The organism is Peribacillus sp. YIM B13481 (assembly GCF_042787985.1).
GTDB lineage: Bacteria > Bacillota > Bacilli > Bacillales > DSM-1321 > Peribacillus > Peribacillus simplex_A.
Genome location: NZ_JBHZPE010000033.1, coordinates 1 through 19317, shown reverse-complemented (window position 1 = coordinate 19317; position 19317 = coordinate 1). Strand labels below are relative to the sequence as shown.

The window sequence follows — 19317 nt, the reverse complement described above, 5'->3', positions numbered from 1 at the left end:
GCGATAATACATGAGTAGCCTTGGTAAAAGGAAAGTGGCAAAAATAGAAAATCCCTACGTCGCTCAACAAGAGAAAAAAGTACAAACAGTAGAAAAAAAGAAGCGTGGTCTAATGCGTAGATTGACACTTTACTCAGTTTTCGCCGCTGTCTTTTTGATTTTGGCTGTTCCCACCCTTCTAACGCAAAATGTTGCACTTGATGAGAAAATTCAACAGAAGAAAGAATTGAAGGGAAAGTTAGCTAAATTGGAAAAGGACGAGACCCTTCTTAAAGAAGAAATCGTAAAGCTTAATGACGATGACTATATAGCGAAAATAGCCAGACGGGATTATTTCTTATCTGAAAAAGGTGAAATCATTTTTACCCTTCCAAAAGGGAAGGAAGATAGTGACTAATATTGACACTGTTTTTTTACTTTCGTTATAATATAGAGTGAAGAGATTTTTTAACATTTCTAAGGAGGAACATTTTTTTTATGTCAATCGAAGTAGGCAGCAAGTTACAAGGTAAAGTAACAGGCATAACTAATTTTGGTGCATTTGTAGAGCTCCCTCAAGGTTCAACCGGTCTTGTCCATATCAGTGAAGTGGCTGATAACTATGTCAAAGATATTAATGATCATTTAAAAGTGGGCGATACAGTCGAGGTGAAAGTCATCAATGTGAAAGATGGCAAGATTGGCTTGTCCATAAAAAAAGCGATAGACCGTCCTGAAGCTGAGCAAAAACCTGCATACACACCACGTCCGCGCCAAGGAAGAGGGAATGACAGCCGTTCCAAAGACTTCCGCTCGAAAGGTAACAGTTTCCAACCCAAGGAAAACTTTGAGCAAAAAATGGCTAAATTCTTAAAAGATAGTGAAGACCGCTTAACGACCCTTAAACGTAGCACCGAAACGAAACGGGGAGGTCGAGGAGGAAGACGCGGATAAAAACTGCTGCTGAAAGTAATAGTTTAGCTACTTTTCCTGTGAAATTATTCATAGTGTAGATAAAGGCAAGCTTGCTGGCTTGTCTTCTTTTAATTATATAAGGCTTTACTTATGGTAATAAAACCTTCAAACGACAATAAAAAGCGCCTCTGTACACTTATTCGGATAAGTGTACAGGGGCGCTTTCGGTGTATATGATGACCCGTACGGGATTCGAACCCGTGTTACCGCCGTGAAAGGGCGGTGTCTTAACCGCTTGACCAACGGGCCGTGATTTTAATAGAAAAAGATAGCGGCAGAGGGGATCGAACCCCCGACCTCACGGGTATGAACCGTACGCTCTAGCCAGCTGAGCTACGCCGCCATAATGGTAAGTGCTACTGAAGCACAAGTTATATCTTACATTCGTGAAGGGGAAATGTCAACAAAAAAATAAAGTTTGTCGGTTTCCATTTCCTTATTATTTATTCGTGTTATTTTCCACAAAAATAACCTAAAAACTTTGCTTTTCTTCAAAAAAAAAAGAACGCCTGTTTCTGTATTGAAAAAAAAGGTACAAAAACCTGTATACAAATGATTGTTCAAGAAGAATTTCGTCGAACGTTTTTCTTATCCGCTTATAAAATTCTGACAAAAAAATAAACAAGCCCTCTTTATAATAAAAATCACTAATATGAATGGGGTGTTGAAATGGAAAAAGTGGAAAGACCTATGATGGAACCTCTTGGAGATGTTCAGTTAAAGGAAGCGAAGGCAGGGGCCATCAACTGGATCCAACAACTGCAAACGAAGACGGAAGATATATTCATAAAGAAAGGTATCTCTTTAGCCATTATCGGTTTTTTATTAGGACGGGCATTAATTCTTTCTCAGTTGGCACCATTTGGACTTCCGTTTTTTGCAGCAGTTTTTCTCATGAGGCGTGACAGGGCTCCACTAGCTTTATTCGGATTGATTGCAGGCGGGCTCACCGTTCATTATTCCAATAGTTTGGTCATCTTTGCATCGGCGTTCCTGCTTCTGTTATTTCATAAGATCAAGAAGCCCGCCGTTGAAGGGCAATTCAAAACGATGTCGATGTACGTCTTTGCTTCACTATTCCTGGTCAACCTGGCCGAGCAATATCTGGTATTTCGAACGATTCAGCTGTACGACTTAATGATGATAGGAGTGGAAGCGGGACTCGCCATGATTTTAACCTTAATCTTCATACAGTCCATCCCGCTGCTAACCATACGGACAAAGTCCCAATCATTAAAGACGGAGGAAATCGTAAGCCTCATCATCTTATTGGCTTCGGTAATGACTGGAACCATAGGCTGGATGATATACGATTTATCACTCGACCATATATTCTCACGATACCTGGTCCTCCTCTTTGGGCTGGCGGGAGGGGCCGCCATAGGCTCCACTGTAGGTGTAGTTACTGGATTGATATTCAGCTTGGCAAGCATTGCCAGTCTTTATCAAATGAGCCTTCTCGCTTTTTCCGGACTTCTGGGCGGGTTGTTGAAGGAGGGAAGGAAGATAGGGGTCGCTGTAGGCCTCTTAATTGCTACGTTACTGATAGGTTTATATGGTGAGGGCACCAATAATATTATGGTGACCCTTTATGAATCACTTGTAGCTGTGGCTTTATTTATATTAACACCGTCATCCATAATCAACAAAATAGCGAAACACATACCGGGAACAGTCGAGAATTCTGATGAACAGCAGCAGTATGCCCGGAAAGTGAGGGATGTTACGGCTCAAAGGGTGGAGCAATTCTCACATGTATTTGAGGCGCTTTCAAATAGCTTTTCCCAAGTGGATGAAAGGGGGAGATTGGAGGAAGATGAGAAAGAATTCGATTACTTCTTGAGTAATGTAACGGAAAAGACGTGCCAGCTCTGTTTTAAAAAGGAACAATGCTGGTCCAAGAACTTCAATACAACCTATGACGGTATGCAGGAAATTATGATTCAATTAAGTGAAAATGATGGACAGCTCCCTCAAAAGACTTCGAAAGAATGGGGGAAATATTGCAGCCGCGGACCACAGGTCATTGGGGCGATATCACAGGAACTTACTTATTTTGAAGCAAACCAAAAGTTAAAAAGGCAGGTGAAAGAAAGCCGGAAACTAGTGGCGGATCAGCTGAGGGGCGTTTCTGCAGTAATGGATGATTTTGCGAAAGAAATTCAAAGGGAAAGGAAAAATCATCATGTACATGAAGAATCCATCATGGAGGCCATCCAGGATTTTGGCCTCCATATAGGCCATGTTGAAATATACAGTCTAGAACAAGGAAATGTTGATATAGAAATGAGTGTCCCATACTGTCAGGGCAGAGGGGAATGTGAAAAGTTGATAGCCCCTATGCTTTCGGACATTCTAGGGGAAACGATAGTCGTTCATTCAGAAGAGTGTGCAACATATCCAAACGGGCAATGTGAGGTGATATTTAGGTCAGCAAAAAAATTCACGGTCGAAACGGGTGTAGCTCATGCTGCCAAGGGGGGAGGGCTTGTTTCAGGAGATAGTTATACGACCATGGAAATTGGTTGCGGTAAATTCGCAATAGCCATTAGTGATGGTATGGGAAATGGGGAAAGGGCCCATTTTGAAAGTACAGAGACATTAAAGCTGCTTCAAAAATTTTTACAATCGGGAATAGAAGAAAAAATAGCCATTAAATCCGTAAACTCCGTATTATCTCTACGCACTACCGATGAAATATTTTCAACTCTTGATTTGGCAATGATTGATCTTCAGGACGCAAAGGCTAAGTTTTTAAAAATCTGTTCGATACCGAGTTTCATTAAAAGGGGTGATAGGATAATAAAAATTGAGTCGAGTAACCTGCCTATGGGAATTATCCAGGATTTCGATGTTGATGTTGTTTCAGAAGAGCTGAAGGCAGGGGATATATTAATCATGATGAGCGATGGAGTGTTCGATGGTCCCTCCCATGTCGAAAATATCGAGTTCTGGCTTAAACGAAAGATCAAGGAAATGGAGACAGAAGATCCGCAGGAAATTTCAGATTTAATATTGGAAGAGGTCATCCGAACAAAAGGGATAATAGATGATGATATGACAGTGGTAACGTCCAAAATTAAACATAATACACCGAAATGGGCATCCATTCCCGTTTCTCCAAAACGTAAAAAGGCCCAGTAGGGGCCGTTCATATATATAAAATAAATAAAACTAAAAACGAGGTGGTGTGTTGGTAGACGGGTAAAAGGTAAAAAGATGGACTTTAGAAAAATTTAATGAATCCACTCCATGAATGTGAATTGATTGCGTAAGCCTTTGGCGTATAATTTCCCCCTTTTTAGTCAATTATGGTAACAGATTGAAAGGAAGGGAGAGCAAAACATGAAAGCAGGAACATTAAGGCAGATTTTGCTTATAACCGACGGATGTTCAAATCATGGTGAGGAGCCCTCTGCCATGGCTGAATTAGCAAGGGAGCAAGGCATAACCATCAATGTAATAGGTGTAATGGAGAATGATGTGATAGATGAAAAGGGACTTAAGGAAATCGAGAAAATTGCTGGTTCAGGAGGTGGCGTAAGTCAAATAGTCTATGCCCAGCAGTTGTCCCAAACCGTCCAAATGGTGACCCAAAAGGCGATGACCCAAACTATACAGGGAGTTATCAATCGTGAACTTCAACAAATACTGGGAGATTCAAGAACGATGGAGGATCTTCCGCCGGAAAAACGTGGAGAGGTAATGGAGGTGGTCGATGAGCTTGGGGAAACAAGCAAGCTCGAAGTACTGATACTTGTTGATACCAGTGCAAGCATGAAACATAAATTGCCTACTGTAAAAGATTCCTTATTAGATCTTTCCCTTAGTATGAATGCAAGAATGGGTGACAGCCGTTTTTCAGTATTCGTATTTCCTGGGAAAAGAAATGATGTGGAAAAGTTGTTGGATTGGACGCCGAACCTTGAAGCCTTGACGGCAACTTTTCCTAAGCTTAGTACAGGGGGACTTACTCCGACAGGTCCAGCCATTCGTGAAGCTCTAACATATTTCAATAAAAAACGTTCATTGAGGGGATTGTTATCACATGATGATGAACAATACTTTGAGGAATCAATGTAACCTCCTCCCTGGCGGTTTGGTCACTGGAAAATGGAATAAAAACGAGTACAAAATAATTAAGGAATTGGGGTGTGGAGCGAACGGGATCGTCTACTTGGTTGAAAGTGAAAATCGTCATTATGCTTTAAAGCTCAGTGATAATGGGACGTCCATTATTTCGGAGATGAATATCCTAAAATCCTTCTCAAAGGTCCAGGGGTCTACCCTTGGACCTTCCTTTTTGGAAGCGGACGATTTCATCAAAGCAGGAAAGCAACTCCCGTTTTATGTCATGGAATATATCCATGGACACGATTTTTTGCGTTTCATTGAAAAGAAAGGGCCATCGTGGATCGGGGTCTTAATGCTTCAGCTTTTAACCAGTTTATCTGCCCTGCATACAAATGGCTGGGTGTTTGGGGATTTAAAACCTGAGAATTTGATAGTGACTTCACCAGCCTACAAAGTGCGGTGCGTCGATGTAGGCGGAACCACCTTAATTGGCCGATCTGTTAAAGAATTCACCGAGTTTTTCGACAGAGGTTACTGGGGACTTGGATCAAGAAAGGCTGATCCACAATATGACTTGTTCGCAGTGGCGATGATTATCATCAATTCTTCCTACCCTAAACGTTTCCACAAGAACGGGGAGGGGTATAAACAGCTTAACGACTTGATTAAACAGAAAAAGGAATTGCACCCATATAGAAAGATGCTGGATAAAGCACTCCGTGGGCAGTATGATTCAGCCCTTCAAATGCGAGAGGATTTAGTCACTGTGTTAAGTAAGCAAAATCATTTGAACAAAAAGGGACCGGGCCAGGCAGCGACGAGGCAGCCTTCAACAAACCAACCTGCAACAAGGCAAGCCAGAAGGTCCCAAAACCATTCCAACAATAAGAGGGGAGGCTTTTTTGAAACCTTTTTACTGGTAGCCATAATATCGATGCTCTATGTTCTTTACATATATGAACAGTTGTTATGATATAGTTAATGGATGAATGCATGGAATAATTGAAACCATTTCATGTTTGAATCGTATAAACTAATACCTGTCCATAAAGAAGGAAGATTGTATGTTAAAGGAAAAAGTTCTGAATACCATTTATAGAAACGAATTGATTCAGGAAAACTCGAAGTTGCTCATAGGGGTTTCAGGGGGACCGGACTCGTTGGTGCTTCTCCATATCCTTAAGGAAATTCAATCACTTTTTCATTATGAGATTATTGTTGCAAGTGTTGACCATATGTTTCGTGGTGAGGAATCATATGAAGATTATAAATATGTCGAGCATATATGTGAACAGTGGGGCATCGCATTTGAAGGAAGAAGGATTGATGTTCCTGCCCGGATGGAACAGACGGGGGAAAGTTCACAAATAACGTCAAGAAAGGCACGCTTTGCTTTTTATGAAGAAATGATGGATAAGTATCAAGCCTCCACTCTTGTCCTGGGACATCATGGAGATGATCAAATCGAAACGATGCTCATGCGTTTAACAAGAGGGGCGACAGGTAAAGCAAGAGCAGGCATTCCTATAAAAAGACGTTTTCACACGGGTCATTTGATCAGGCCATTTCTTGAAATCACGAAAGGCCAAATTATTGAATATGCGGGCCATCATAATATTGAACCAAGGTTTGATCCGAGCAATGAAAAAGATGACTATGTAAGAAATCGCTTTAGACATGAAGTTCTTCCATTTTTAAAGAAAGAAAATAGAAAGGTTCATGAGCATTTTCAACGATTCAGTGAAGAACTTTATGAAGATGAAGAGTTTTTTCAGAACCTGGTTTCAAGCAAAATGACCGAGGTTTGGATCCATCAGGATAAGGAGCAAGCGGTTATTCAGATTGATAAGGTTCTCGCGATGCCTAAACCTTTACAAAGAAGAGCGATTCAACTAATATTAAACTATCTTTATTTGGAGAGACCTTCATCGCTTTCGGCATTACATATTGATCAACTTTTAGTTTTGTTTTTAAATCCTCAACCATCTGCAGAATTGCATCTTCCGGAGGGCCTTATTGCTGAAAAATCATATCAAACTTGCACTTTTAGATTTTTTCGGCAAAAAAGCCATAAATATTCCCTTAAATTACAAATTCCCGGTGAGACTATTCTTCCGAATGGATACAAGATTAAAGCGCACTATATAAAAGAAGAAATTCCAGTCCTTAAAGGAAATCATTCTTTTATACTTCCCGAATCAGCTGTGAAGTTTCCGCTTACAGTCCGAACCAGGAATGAAGGCGAACGGATGGCAGTCAAGGGATTAGGTGGAACTAAAAAGTTGAAGGAGATTTTTATTAATGAGAAGATCCCGATGCTAGAAAGAAATGTGTGGCCGGTCATCATCGATCAAGCTGGAACGGCCATTTGGCTTCCTGGTTTAAAGAAATCGAATGTTGAGCCGGATATAATTTCTGATGAAAAATCTTTAATCTACTTAGAATATAAAAAAGCTTAATTCTTCATGGGGGGCAATTAATTACTATGACCATGCAAAACGACATTGAAAAAGTGTTAATAACTGAGGAAGAACTACAAAAAAAAATCAGGGAATTGGGTGCGCAGCTTGAAGCTGATTACCAAGGTAAGTTCCCGCTGGCTATCGGAGTGCTGAAAGGCGCCATGCCATTTATGTCAGATTTACTGAAACGCGTGGATACACATCTTGAAATGGACTTTATGGATGTTTCAAGCTATGGTAGCTCTACTGTATCTTCCGGTGAAGTGAAAATCATCAAAGATCTTAATACATCCGTTGAAGGCCGGGATATTTTAATCATCGAAGATATTATCGATAGCGGCTTAACCCTTAGCTATCTTGCGGAACTTTTCCGTTATAGAAAAGCAAAATCAATTAAAATCGTTACCCTATTGGATAAACCAACAGGCAGGAAAGCCGATATCACTCCTGACTATGCCGGATTTATCGTTCCTGATGCATTTGTTGTCGGATATGGTCTTGATTTTGCAGAAAAGTATCGTAATCTCCCGTATATTGGCATATTGAAGCCTGAAATTTACTCGAATTAATCGTTCCTGTTCGAAAGAGAAGACCAGATAAAAACAGCGGTGTTAAATTATTGTAATTCATTAATTTTGTATGATAGTATTTACTATAGTTTGTTTACCCGTGGGAGGAGGTAAGGGATGAATCGGATCTTCCGTAATACCATATTTTATTTACTGATCTTTTTGGTCATCATTGGGATTGTAAGCATCTTTAATAATAACAATGAACCAACAGAGAAAATGACCCAAGATGAATTCTATAAACATTTGGAGAGTGGGGACGTTACAGCACTAACGATGCAGCCCGAAAGCAGTGTGTTTGAAATCACAGGGAAGCTCAAAGGTTATGAGGAAAACAAATACTTTGTGACGTACGTACCTTTCAGTGAATATTCGCAGAGTCGAATTAATGATGCCGTAACTAAGTTGGGTAAAGACATCATCACTGTTGAACCTCCAGAAAAGACAAGTGGCTGGGTGACATTTTTCACTTCAATCATTCCATTTGTAATCATTTTTATCCTCTTCTTCTTTTTACTTAACCAAGCTCAAGGTGGCGGTGGTGGCCGTGTCATGAACTTCGGGAAAAGTAAGGCGAAATTGTATAATGATGATAAGAAAAAAGTACGCTTCAATGATGTTGCCGGAGCGGACGAAGAAAAGCAGGAACTTGTCGAGGTCGTTGAATTCTTAAAAGATCCTCGCAAATATGCCGAGCTTGGAGCCCGTATTCCTAAAGGGGTACTTTTAGTCGGGCCTCCTGGTACAGGTAAAACTTTACTTGCACGGGCAGTAGCTGGTGAAGCCGGTACTCCTTTCTTCTCGATCAGTGGTTCTGATTTTGTTGAAATGTTTGTAGGTGTCGGTGCATCCCGTGTTCGTGATTTGTTTGAAAATGCTAAGAAGAATGCACCATGTATCATCTTTATCGATGAAATTGATGCAGTCGGTCGTCAACGTGGCGCAGGTCTAGGTGGCGGTCACGATGAACGTGAACAAACACTGAACCAACTACTTGTAGAAATGGATGGTTTCGGTGGGAATGAAGGAATCATTATCATCGCTGCGACTAACCGTGCTGATGTATTGGATCCGGCATTATTGCGTCCAGGACGTTTTGACCGTCAAATTACGGTTGGCCGCCCAGATGTTAAAGGCCGTGAAGAAGTATTGAAAGTGCATGCACGTAATAAACCTTTAGCTGAAACGGTTGATTTGAAAGCGATCGCTCAGCGTACACCAGGATTTTCTGGTGCAGATCTTGAAAACCTACTGAATGAAGCGGCGCTTGTCGCTGCCCGTCAAGATAAGAAGAAGATCGACATGTCCGATTTGGATGAAGCTTCGGATCGCGTTATTGCGGGACCTGCTAAGAAAAATCGTGTCATTTCCAAAAAGGAACGGAATATTGTAGCATGGCATGAAGCGGGCCATACCATTATTGGATTGGTTCTTGATGATGCCGAAGTCGTTCATAAAGTTACGATTGTCCCTCGTGGTCAAGCTGGCGGATATGCAGTTATGCTGCCGAAAGAAGATCGTTTCTTCATGACGGAGCCTGAACTGAAAGATAAAATCGTAGGACTTTTGGGTGGCCGAGTATCCGAAGAAGTTACATTCGGAGAAGTGAGTACCGGAGCGCATAATGACTTCCAGCGTGCAACTGGCATAGCTCGAAGCATGGTTATGGAATATGGTATGAGTAAGCTCGGACCTCTTCAATTCGGTAATTCTCAAGGTCAGGTCTTCCTAGGCCGCGATTTTAACAATGATCAAAATTACTCAGATGCAATAGCATATGAAATTGATCTTGAAATTCAACGCATCATCAGGGAAGCTTACGAAAGATGTAAGACGATTCTTACTGAAAATCGTGAAAAACTTGATTTGGTTGCAAAAACCTTGCTTGAAGTGGAAACACTTGATGCAGAACAAATCAAAAGTTTATTCCATAACGGTAAGTTGCCAGAACGGGATTATACCGCTTTGAATGGGAATTTAACTACTGATGAGAATGTCAAGGTGAACATCAATACGAAGAAGGAAGAAAAAGAGGCCCTATTAGATCCATTGGATAAGAGAGGACCTGAGGACCTTGAAATAACGGAGGAAGGATTGAATACTCCTCCAATCAAAGAAGGCACACCTCAAGATCAGCCGCTTTCCTTCCCGAACGAAGATGACAATAAAAAGTCTTAAGTTGACTATAAGAAAAGGGTATTTCCGCCTCGGAAATACCCTTTTCTAACTCTAAAAATGACTTTGGGGACGTAAGAAAAAGATGCTGGGATTTTTTTACCTTACGAAAAGCGCGACTAATAGCGTGGGAAATAACAGTGTGGTATGATGTTGGAGAATAATTTACCGGAGTGATGAAACGATGATTTTTGTATTGGATGTTGGGAATACGAATACTGTATTAGGCGTATACGATGAAGATATTTTAAAATATCATTGGCGAATTGAGACTAGCCGTCATAAAACAGAAGATGAGTATGGTATGGTCATAAAGTCTTTACTGCAACATGAGGGTCTTTCGTTTGATCAGTTTGATGGAATCATTATTTCTTCGGTAGTTCCGCCGATTATGTTTGCGCTTGAACGTATGTGTAAAAAATACTTTGGCATTAAGCCGCTTATAGTGGGGCCTGGAATAAAAACTGGATTGAATATTAAATACGAAAATCCCCGTGAGGTGGGAGCGGACCGGATCGTTAATGCTGTTGCAGGCATTCAGGAATATGGAAGCCCTCTCATTATCGTGGATTTTGGCACGGCAACGACATATTGCTACATAAATGAGGATAAACAATACATGGGCGGAGCCATTGCTCCGGGCATAAATATTTCTACAGAAGCACTTTATTCAAAAGCGGCCAAACTTCCAAGGATAGAAATCAGCCGACCTGAAGGAATCATTGGAAAAAATACGGTATCCGCCATGCAGGCTGGTATTTTGTTTGGGTATGTTGGACAGGTTGAAGGAATCGTTAATCGAATAAAGGCGCAAAGTAATCTAGAGCCAACGGTAATAGCGACAGGCGGACTGGCTACCTTAATTGCTAATGAGTCTACTGTGATTGACGTTGTTGAGCCATTTTTAACTTTAAAGGGATTGCAGCTGATTTATAAACGAAATCGTGAACAAGTGAAGAAGTAATTATACAGCATGGAAGGAGCATAACAAATGAAGGATTATCTAATAAAGGCGTTAGGCTATGAAGGACAGGTACGGGCATATGCTGTTTCAACAACTGATACCGTAGGAGAAGCTCAACGACGTCATTATACATGGCCTACTGCTTCCGCTGCCCTTGGGCGTGCAATGACGGCAGGTGTGATGATGGGCGGAATGTTAAAAGGTGAAGAAAAACTGACGATTAAAATTGAGGGCGGTGGCCCGATTGGATCCATCCTGGTCGACAGCAATGCGAAGGGAGAAGTCCGCGGATATGTGACTCACCCGCAAACCCATTTTGATTTGAATGAACAAGGAAAGCTGGATGTCAGGAAAGCGGTGGGGACAGACGGAGTGTTGACTGTAGTGAAAGATATTGGTCTCCGTGATCATTTTTCAGGTCAAGTACCGCTTGTATCGGGGGAATTAGGTGAAGATTTCACTTATTACTTCGCTACTTCCGAACAGGTGCCTTCTTCTGTAGGAGTGGGGGTCCTGGTGAATCCAGATAATTCGATACTTGCAGCAGGTGGATTTATCATTCAATTGATGCCAGGCACATCCGATGATACGATTTCCAAAATCGAGAGTCGTCTAAGCACAATAGCTCCTGTTTCTAAGATGATCCAGAAAGGTCTGACTCCTGAAGAAATCCTAACCGAGATTTTGGGTGAGGGCAATGTGAATATTTTAGAGAAAATGGATGTTGCATTTTCCTGTCAATGTTCAAGGGAAAGAATTGCCAATGCATTGATTAGCCTTGGACAAGATGAGATCCGGGATATTATTGAGACAGAGGGACAAGCGGAGGCACAATGCCATTTTTGTAATCAGACCTACCAATTCTCGAAGGAAGATCTCGAGGAACTAGAAGCAGAAACCAAAAAATAATTTACGGGGGATAAGGGTTTTGCCTAAACAAAAGCTTCGGGCGATTATTGCCGGCCTTGCATTGTTGAACCTGTTGACCATCATAATCTTTGTCATAAAACCGTTGATCATTTCAAAATCCGTCATTGGGCAGGAAACAGTCGCAAAGGTTGGTTCCAAGGATATTTCCCGGGAAGCATGGATTAATGAACTCGAAAAAAGGTATGGGGAAGATGTACTTGAGGAAATGGTCGATAAAGAGGTAGTGAAACAGGCAGCGGAAAAATACAAAGTGAAAACTTCGGATGAAGAGATCGATCGGGAACTTAAAATGATGAAAACAATGTATGGAACTGCCGGTCAGACTCTTAATAAAAGTACGGATCAATTGAGGCAGGAAATTCAGTCTAGTCTACTCCTTGAAAAGCTCCTCACAAAGGATGTTTCGGTTTCCGAAACGGCAATGCAGAATTACTATGATAATAATAAGGATATTTACCGAATCCCTACTACTTTCCATATTTCCCATATTACCTTGTCTACAAAAAAGCAGGCGGACCAAATCATACGTGAACTGGAGAAAGGTGTCTCCTTTAATGTCTTAGCGATGGAAAAATCCCTTGATGAATTCACTGCCAATCAGGGAGGCGACATGGGTTATATATCGCAGGATAATGAGCAAGTCTCCAAGGAATACATTACCGCTGCCGAGAAATTGAAGGCTAAAAAGTGGAGTGATCCAATACAAACGGAAGATGGTTGGGCCGTTATCTATCTGCATGAAAAAATAGAGGGCAAGCAGTATAAATATGAAGAAGTTAAAGATAAGATTCACCGCCAAATAGCTCTTGAACAGATTCAGGCACCGGTCTCCGGGAAGATTTTCTGGGATGAATTTAATGTAGAATGGTTTTATGGATTAAAAGAACAAAAGTAGGTCAATGGATTGTGTGAAAATTTAGAATATAGTATATAATCATTGACAATGAACCATTAAAACTGGTAACTTTAATTAATAAAACCAATAAACATACTCGGTATTGAAATGATAAGGAGTGGAGAAAATGGCACGTATAGCTAATTCTGTAATCGATTTAATTGGACAAACACCTATTGTGAAGTTAAACAAGCTTCAAAATGAAAACAGTGCAGATATTTATTTGAAACTTGAGTATTTTAACCCAGGCAGTAGTGTAAAAGACCGTATCGCCCTTGCGATGATCGAAGCAGCAGAAAAAAACGGTAACCTTAAGCCAGGTGATACGATCATTGAACCTACAAGCGGAAATACCGGAATAGGACTAGCGATGGTAGCGGCAGCCAAAGGCTATAAATCAATCCTGGTCATGCCGGAGACAATGAGCCTGGAACGCCGTAACTTGCTTCGCGCTTATGGGGCAGAGTTAGTTCTTACACCTGGTCCAGAAGGAATGAAGGGAGCAATCGCTAAGGCAACTGAGCTGTCTAAAGAAAAAGGTTACTTTATTCCGCAGCAATTCGAGAATGAAGCCAACCCTGAAGTTCATCGTAACACTACTGGCCCTGAAATTGTTGAAGCCTTTGGTGATGAAGGTCTGGATGCATTCGTTGCCGGAATCGGTACTGGCGGAACCATTACTGGTGCTGGTGAAGTCCTGCGTGAAAAATATCCTGACATTAAAATTTACGCTGTTGAGCCTGCGGATTCTCCTGTATTATCCGGTGGGACCCCGGGGCCCCATAAAATCCAAGGAATCGGTGCAGGCTTCGTTCCAAGTATTTTAAATACAGATCTCTATGACGAAATCATTCAAGTCAATACAGAAGAATCGTTCGATTACGCCCGTAGAGCAGCAAAAGAGGAAGGAATTCTTGGCGGAATTTCTTCTGGAGGCGCAATTGCTGCGGCTATTAAAGTGGCTGAAAAACTGGGAAAAGGCAAAAAGGTCCTTGCTATCATACCAAGTAATGGTGAACGTTACTTGAGTACACCATTATATAACTTTGAGTGAGACCAGATACTAAATGAGAAGCAAAGTTCCTTATGGGCTTTGCTTTTCTTTTTGTAGAAAGTCTGCGAAGTATTTCTAATCTTCACGGAGGGTTGCACTATACCTATGTAAATGGGTAAACTCGTATATATAGATTTCTTTAGGCGAAGGAGAACGTTGGATGTCATTAGCTGAAGTATCAAAAATAACATGCGGTTCATTTGATTTGGATTATAGCAAGAAAACCTTAATTATGGGGATTTTGAATGTTACGCCGGACTCCTTTTCGGATGGCGGGAAATATAATCGGGTAGATGCTGCTTTGAAGCATGCCGAACAGATGGTCAACGACGGAGCGGATATTTTGGACGTAGGCGGAGAGTCCACCCGTCCCAACTATGAGAGAATATCGGATGAAGAGGAGATTGAGAGAGTAGCCCCGATTATTGAGGCCATTTCCCGTAATATTGAGATACCAATATCGGTCGATACGTATAAATCAAGAGTTGCGGAAGAGGCAGTAAAAGCAGGAGCCCATATATTAAATGATATTTGGGGAGGAAAAGCAGATTCCTTGATGGCGAAGGTTGCGGCGGAATATAAGGTGCCGATTATCTTGATGCATAACAGGGATAATATGGGTTATGGACATTTTGTTCGGGATGTACTTCAAGATTTATTCGAAAGTATCATGTTGGTAAAGGATGCGGGAGTCAAGGACGAAAACATCATTCTCGATCCAGGCATTGGATTTGCGAAAGATTTAAAGTTAAATTTGGAAATGATGAGGAATCTTGATAAGCTGGTATCATTAGGTTATCCTGTGCTGCTTGCGACATCAAGAAAGTCCATGATTGGACATGTTCTGGACCTGCCGCCTAGTGAGCGGATGGAAGGCACTGCCGCTACAATCTGCCACGGCATTCAGCAAGGCTGTCAAATGGTTCGCGTACATGATGTAAAGGAAATGGCACGGACTGCAAAGATGATGGATGTTCTTTTAGGAAAAGGTGAATGAAATGGATAAGATATATGTGAATAAAATGGAGTTTTACGGTTATCATGGAGTTTTTCCGGAAGAAACGAAGCTTGGTCAGCGGTTTAAAGTGGATTTAATCGTCCAGACTGATTTAGCCAATGCTGGGAAGAGTGACAACCTTGAAGACTCAATCAACTATGGCGAGTTATATGAAGTGTGTAAAAGTGTTGTTGAGGGAGAGCCTTTTAAGTTAGTGGAAGCTGTTGCTGAAAAAATTGCTTCTGAACTACTTAATAAATATTCTTCCATCGAGACATGCACCGTGAAGGTATATAAACCAGATCCTCCTATAGCGGGGCACTATGACTCGGTAGCTATAGAAATTGTAAGGGGACGCTGATTGTGGTAAATATTGCTTACCTTTCTATAGGATCGAACTTAGGGGATCGCCTTGATACTTTCCGAACGGCTTTCCAATTATTGTCTGAAAACCCGCATATCCAGTTGGCGGCCTGCTCTTCTTTATATGAAACAGACCCGATAGGATATGCCGACCAGGACTGTTTTTTAAATGCTGTCCTTAAAGTGAAAACCGATTTAGAACCAGAGGAATTACTTCACGCCTGTATGAAAATCGAAACCGATTTAGGGAGAAAAAGGGAAATTAGGTGGGGTCCCCGTACTTTAGACCTTGACATTTTGTTATATAATCATGAAAATATTGAGACAGAGATTCTTTCAGTCCCGCACCCTCGTATGCACGAGAGGGCTTTTGTTATCGTGCCTTTAATGGAAGTGGACCCTGATATTAGGCTTCCGCACATGCATGCACCTTTGAGCGACTTGCTTGAACAGATTCCGGATAAAGAAGGAGTTCGATTATGGAAGGTGAAAAATGGGGAAGGCGCATTCGCGCTTTTCGAAAGTTAAAGGGTTATACACAGGAAGGCTTTGCGAGAGAAATAGGCGTTTCCGTTTCCTTGTTGGGGGAAGTTGAAAGAGGGAACCGAAACCCTTCAGAGGCATTTTTACTGGAAGTGGCGGATATCCTTCATGTTTCCATTGAGGAGCTTCAACCTCCTGAGGATAAATGAAAGAATGTTATAGGAGGTCACACGTGTTAAAAATAGGCGATATAGAAATGAAAAATCCGGTAGTGCTAGCACCGATGGCCGGAGTCTGTAACTCGGCATTCCGCTTGACGGTCAAGGAATTTGGTGCTGGTCTAGTTTGTGCGGAGATGGTCAGTGACAAAGGAATCGTTCTTCAAAATGCCAAAACGCTGAATATGCTTTATATAGATGAAAGAGAAAAACCATTAAGTTTGCAAATCTTTGGCGGCGAAAAGAAATCCTTGGTCAAAGCTGCTCAATTCGTTGATAAGAATACAAATGCCGATATCATTGATATCAATATGGGCTGCCCTGTCCCGAAAATCACGAAATGTGATGCAGGGGCGAAATGGCTTCTAGACCCGAATAAAATTTATGAGATGGTTTCCGCGGTTGTTGATGCTGTCGAAAAGCCTGTAACCGTGAAAATGCGCATTGGCTGGGATGAAGAGCATGTGTTTGCGATTGAAAATGCTCAGGCAGTTGAACGCGCGGGTGGTAAAGCCGTTTCCATGCATGGGAGAACCCGGGTTCAAATGTATGAAGGAAAAGCTAACTGGGACATCATTCGTGAAGTGAAGAAATCGATTAATATCCCTCTTATAGGTAACGGTGATGTGGAAACTCCGCAGGATGCGGAAAGAATGCTTAAAGAAACGGGTGTTGACGGTGTCATGATTGGCCGTGCAGCACTAGGTAACCCGTGGATGATTTACCGGACTGTAAAATATTTAGAAACGGGTCAACTGATGGATGAACCTACAGTTCGTGAAAAGATGGATGTTTGTGTACTTCATATGGATCGTCTGATTGCACTGAAAAACGAAAACGTCGCTGTCCGTGAAATGCGTAAGCATGCTTCTTGGTACCTAAAAGGTGTTAAAGGGAATGCCAAGGCACGTAAAGGGATTAACGATTGTGAAACAAGGGAAGATGTCGTGAGCCTTCTTTATGGAATGGTCGATGATATTGAAGCGAAGGAAATGAACATTCAAATGGTCTGATGTTGACTTCGCCTTCCTGTTTTCCTATAATACGCATATCTTAAACTGCCATTAAACCTGGCAGTTTTTATATATACATAAAGAAGTTTTTAAGATAAAAAGCTGTTGAATTCTTGTACTTTATGTAAGAATAAATACGTATGCAAAAGAATTTCTGATAAATTATATAAAGCTTTTATTAATAAAGATGGAGATGATTTTCGTGAGTCATGAAGAATTGAATGACCAACTGCAAGTGAGACGCGATAAAATGCAGGCCATGATTGATAATGGACAAGACCCATTCGGGAGCAGATTCGAGCGCACACATAACACTCAAGAGATAGTTAGTGCTTATGGGGAATTAGAAAAAGAAGATCTTGAAGAAAAAGAAATTGAAGTTACGATCGCTGGCCGGGTAATGACTAAGCGTGGAAAAGGGAAAGCGGGATTTGCCCATATTCAGGATATTAGCGGCCAAATCCAAATCTACGTCCGTTTAGATAATATAGGTGAAGATGCTTACCAAATTTTCAACCAAACGGATCTGGGCGATATCGTAGGGGTCACTGGTGTAATTTTCAAAACGAAAGTCGGGGAACTTTCCATTAAAGCTAAAGAATATGTGTTCCTTGCTAAAGCGCTTCGCCCATTACCTGATAAATTTCATGGTCTAAAGGATGTTGAAGAGCGTTATCGGAAACGTTATGTTGATTTAATTACAAATGAGGAAAGTAAAAACACGTTGATCATGCGCAGTCGTATTGTACAAGCCATGAGACGATATCTTGATGATCATGGATACCTTGAAGTAGAGACGCCTCTATTGCACTCTGTTGCTGGTGGAGCTGCTGCACGCCCTTTCCTTACTCATCATAATGCATTGGATATGTCTTTGAATTTAAGGATTGCCATCGAGCTTCATCTAAAACGCTTAATCGTTGGCGGATTAGAGAAAGTTTATGAAATAGGACGGGTTTTCAGGAATGAAGGAGTATCTACAAGACACAATCCGGAATTCACATTGATTGAATTATACGAGGCATATGCTGATTACCAAGATATCATGGGTTTAACCGAAAACCTGATTGCCCATATAGCACAAGAAGTTCTGGGGACGACTACCATTCAGTATGGGGAGTATGAAATAGAGTTAAAACCGGAATGGAAAAGACTTCACATGGTTGATGCTGTAAAAGAATATACAGGTGTGGACTTCTGGACTCAAATGAGTAAAGAAGAAGCCCAACAGCTTGCTAAAGATAACGGAATTGAAGTTAAGGAATCCATGGAATTTGGTCATATTGTAAATGAGTTCTTTGAACAGAAGGTTGAAGATAAGTTAATTCAACCTACATTCATTTATGGACATCCAGTGGAAATCTCTCCGTTAGCAAAGAAAAACCCGGAAGATTCCCGTTTTACCGATCGTTTTGAGTTATTCATTGTGGGTAGGGAGCATGCAAATGCCTTCACGGAACTTAATGACCCTATTGATCAACGTCAACGCTTTGAAGCACAATTAAAAGAACGAGAGCAAGGTAATGATGAGGCTCATGAAATGGATGAAGATTTCTTGGAGGCTTTAGAATACGGAATGCCGCCAACTGGCGGATTGGGAATTGGTGTTGACCGTTTGGTTATGCTATTGACCAATTCTCCTTCTATACGTGACGTGCTGTTATTCCCGTTAATGAGACACCGCTAATAATGTAAGGTAATTAATGATTGCAGGGCCGAATTCGGACGGCTGGGATTCAGGAGTGTAGCTCATGATCCCGGTTAGTTCAATTCGGTTTTTGTTTTTTAATTATAATTTCATGTCTTTTAATTGATTGGATTCTAGGGTTGGAAAGAAAAACAACATTATCTCAAAAAACTTTATAAAAGGTATTGCGCAGTTACCGTAATGGTGTTATATTTATATCTGTCGTTACGAACGAGTTGCAAACGGATTACAAACTTTAAAAAAAGTTTTAAAAAGTTGTTGACTCAGAGTGATGAAGATGTTATTATTAATAAGCTGTTCCGAAAGACATTGCTCTTTGAAAACTGAACAAAACAAAGCGCCAACGTTAAATTTTAAGTGAGCACACACTATCAAAAAAGCAAATGAGCAAGTCAAACATTTCTTCGGAGAGTTTGATCCTGGCTCAGGACGAACGCTGGCGGCGTGCCTAATACATG

At 41.2% G+C, this 19317-nt stretch carries 18 protein-coding genes and 2 tRNA genes; 18 read left to right on the top strand and 2 right to left on the bottom strand.

The window, feature by feature from the left end; genetic code table 11:
* Positions 1-10 precede the first annotated feature (10 nt).
* On the top strand, positions 11-397 hold the full coding sequence (locus ACFX4X_RS17395) for an FtsB family cell division protein (protein ID WP_061440340.1): 387 nt from the start codon (positions 11-13) through the stop codon (positions 395-397).
* Between the two features lie 80 nt (positions 398-477).
* Positions 478-933, top strand: coding sequence for a S1 domain-containing RNA-binding protein (locus ACFX4X_RS17390; RefSeq protein WP_061440341.1), 456 nt, complete (start codon positions 478-480; stop codon positions 931-933).
* 198 nt (positions 934-1131) lie between these two features.
* Here ACFX4X_RS17390 and ACFX4X_RS17385 read toward each other — a convergent pair.
* Together ACFX4X_RS17385 and ACFX4X_RS17380 are read right to left on the bottom strand one after the other, a co-directional pair.
* Positions 1132-1203: transfer RNA gene (locus ACFX4X_RS17385), tRNA-Glu, on the bottom strand.
* A 20-nt stretch (positions 1204-1223) separates the two neighbouring features.
* A tRNA-Met gene (locus tag ACFX4X_RS17380) sits at positions 1224-1297 on the bottom strand.
* Between the two features lie 326 nt (positions 1298-1623).
* On the opposite strand from ACFX4X_RS17380, the gene spoIIE reads away from it, so the two are divergent.
* The 16 genes from spoIIE to lysS all read left to right on the top strand — a co-directional run bounded on the left by spoIIE (position 1624) and on the right by lysS (position 18838).
* On the top strand, positions 1624-4098 hold the full coding sequence (gene spoIIE / locus ACFX4X_RS17375) for a stage II sporulation protein E (protein ID WP_061440342.1): 2475 nt from the start codon (positions 1624-1626) through the stop codon (positions 4096-4098).
* Between the two features lie 201 nt (positions 4099-4299).
* A complete protein-coding gene (locus ACFX4X_RS17370; protein WP_089364284.1) occupies positions 4300-5037 on the top strand; it encodes a VWA domain-containing protein in 738 nt (245 codons plus the stop codon).
* A complete protein-coding gene (locus tag ACFX4X_RS17365; protein ID WP_317778844.1) occupies positions 5003-6001 on the top strand; it encodes a protein kinase domain-containing protein in 999 nt (332 codons plus the stop codon). The genes ACFX4X_RS17370 and ACFX4X_RS17365 overlap by 35 nt, the downstream gene beginning before the upstream one ends.
* A gap of 91 nt (positions 6002-6092) precedes the next feature.
* Complete coding sequence (gene tilS / locus ACFX4X_RS17360; protein ID WP_377385008.1) at positions 6093-7487, top strand: tRNA lysidine(34) synthetase TilS; 1395 nt, start codon at positions 6093-6095, stop codon at positions 7485-7487.
* A 32-nt stretch (positions 7488-7519) separates the two neighbouring features.
* Complete coding sequence (gene hpt / locus ACFX4X_RS17355; protein ID WP_061465930.1) at positions 7520-8059, top strand: hypoxanthine phosphoribosyltransferase; 540 nt, start codon at positions 7520-7522, stop codon at positions 8057-8059.
* 117 nt (positions 8060-8176) lie between these two features.
* Positions 8177-10237 carry an ATP-dependent zinc metalloprotease FtsH gene (gene ftsH, locus ACFX4X_RS17350; RefSeq protein ID WP_081108653.1) on the top strand — a complete coding sequence of 687 codons (2061 nt, stop codon included), beginning with the start codon at positions 8177-8179 and terminating at the stop codon, positions 10235-10237.
* A 181-nt stretch (positions 10238-10418) separates the two neighbouring features.
* On the top strand, positions 10419-11198 hold the full coding sequence (locus ACFX4X_RS17345) for a type III pantothenate kinase (protein WP_061440345.1): 780 nt from the start codon (positions 10419-10421) through the stop codon (positions 11196-11198).
* 27 nt (positions 11199-11225) lie between these two features.
* Complete coding sequence (gene hslO / locus ACFX4X_RS17340) at positions 11226-12107, top strand: Hsp33 family molecular chaperone HslO (RefSeq protein WP_061440346.1); 882 nt, start codon at positions 11226-11228, stop codon at positions 12105-12107.
* A 19-nt stretch (positions 12108-12126) separates the two neighbouring features.
* A complete protein-coding gene (locus ACFX4X_RS17335) occupies positions 12127-13023 on the top strand; it encodes a peptidyl-prolyl cis-trans isomerase (RefSeq protein WP_377385005.1) in 897 nt (298 codons plus the stop codon).
* 127 nt (positions 13024-13150) lie between these two features.
* Positions 13151-14077, top strand: coding sequence for a cysteine synthase A (gene cysK / locus ACFX4X_RS17330; RefSeq protein ID WP_061440348.1), 927 nt, complete (start codon positions 13151-13153; stop codon positions 14075-14077).
* 160 nt (positions 14078-14237) lie between these two features.
* On the top strand, positions 14238-15074 hold the full coding sequence (gene folP / locus ACFX4X_RS17325) for a dihydropteroate synthase (protein ID WP_089364288.1): 837 nt from the start codon (positions 14238-14240) through the stop codon (positions 15072-15074).
* Between the two features lies 1 nt (position 15075).
* A complete protein-coding gene (gene folB / locus ACFX4X_RS17320; RefSeq protein ID WP_061440350.1) occupies positions 15076-15435 on the top strand; it encodes a dihydroneopterin aldolase in 360 nt (119 codons plus the stop codon).
* 2 nt (positions 15436-15437) lie between these two features.
* On the top strand, positions 15438-15965 hold the full coding sequence (folK, locus tag ACFX4X_RS17315) for a 2-amino-4-hydroxy-6-hydroxymethyldihydropteridine diphosphokinase (protein WP_289336741.1): 528 nt from the start codon (positions 15438-15440) through the stop codon (positions 15963-15965).
* On the top strand, positions 15917-16129 hold the full coding sequence (locus ACFX4X_RS17310) for a helix-turn-helix domain-containing protein (RefSeq protein ID WP_061440352.1): 213 nt from the start codon (positions 15917-15919) through the stop codon (positions 16127-16129). The genes folK and ACFX4X_RS17310 overlap by 49 nt, the downstream gene beginning before the upstream one ends.
* A 23-nt stretch (positions 16130-16152) precedes the next feature.
* Positions 16153-17151, top strand: a complete 999-nt coding sequence (gene dusB, locus ACFX4X_RS17305; RefSeq protein WP_061440353.1) for a tRNA dihydrouridine synthase DusB — start codon at positions 16153-16155, stop codon at positions 17149-17151.
* A 187-nt stretch (positions 17152-17338) separates the two neighbouring features.
* Positions 17339-18838, top strand: coding sequence for a lysine--tRNA ligase (gene lysS / locus ACFX4X_RS17300; RefSeq protein WP_377385001.1), 1500 nt, complete (start codon positions 17339-17341; stop codon positions 18836-18838).
* The last annotated feature ends 479 nt before the right edge of the window (positions 18839-19317 follow it).

Coding starts and splice junctions, on each gene's coding strand:
- folP (WP_089364288.1), top strand. CDS start 14,238: ATGTCATTAGCTGAAGTATCAAAAATAACATGCGGTTCATTTGATTTG.
- spoIIE (WP_061440342.1), top strand. CDS start 1,624: ATGGAAAAAGTGGAAAGACCTATGATGGAACCTCTTGGAGATGTTCAG.
- cysK (WP_061440348.1), top strand. CDS start 13,151: ATGGCACGTATAGCTAATTCTGTAATCGATTTAATTGGACAAACACCT.
- ACFX4X_RS17310 (WP_061440352.1), top strand. CDS start 15,917: ATGGAAGGTGAAAAATGGGGAAGGCGCATTCGCGCTTTTCGAAAGTTA.
- ftsH (WP_081108653.1), top strand. CDS start 8,177: ATGAATCGGATCTTCCGTAATACCATATTTTATTTACTGATCTTTTTG.
- ACFX4X_RS17390 (WP_061440341.1), top strand. CDS start 478: ATGTCAATCGAAGTAGGCAGCAAGTTACAAGGTAAAGTAACAGGCATA.
- ACFX4X_RS17345 (WP_061440345.1), top strand. CDS start 10,419: ATGATTTTTGTATTGGATGTTGGGAATACGAATACTGTATTAGGCGTA.
- hpt (WP_061465930.1), top strand. CDS start 7,520: ATGCAAAACGACATTGAAAAAGTGTTAATAACTGAGGAAGAACTACAA.
- folB (WP_061440350.1), top strand. CDS start 15,076: ATGGATAAGATATATGTGAATAAAATGGAGTTTTACGGTTATCATGGA.
- hslO (WP_061440346.1), top strand. CDS start 11,226: ATGAAGGATTATCTAATAAAGGCGTTAGGCTATGAAGGACAGGTACGG.
- lysS (WP_377385001.1), top strand. CDS start 17,339: ATGGAGATGATTTTCGTGAGTCATGAAGAATTGAATGACCAACTGCAA.
- ACFX4X_RS17395 (WP_061440340.1), top strand. CDS start 11: ATGAGTAGCCTTGGTAAAAGGAAAGTGGCAAAAATAGAAAATCCCTAC.
- tilS (WP_377385008.1), top strand. CDS start 6,093: ATGTTAAAGGAAAAAGTTCTGAATACCATTTATAGAAACGAATTGATT.
- ACFX4X_RS17365 (WP_317778844.1), top strand. CDS start 5,003: ATGATGATGAACAATACTTTGAGGAATCAATGTAACCTCCTCCCTGGC.
- ACFX4X_RS17370 (WP_089364284.1), top strand. CDS start 4,300: ATGAAAGCAGGAACATTAAGGCAGATTTTGCTTATAACCGACGGATGT.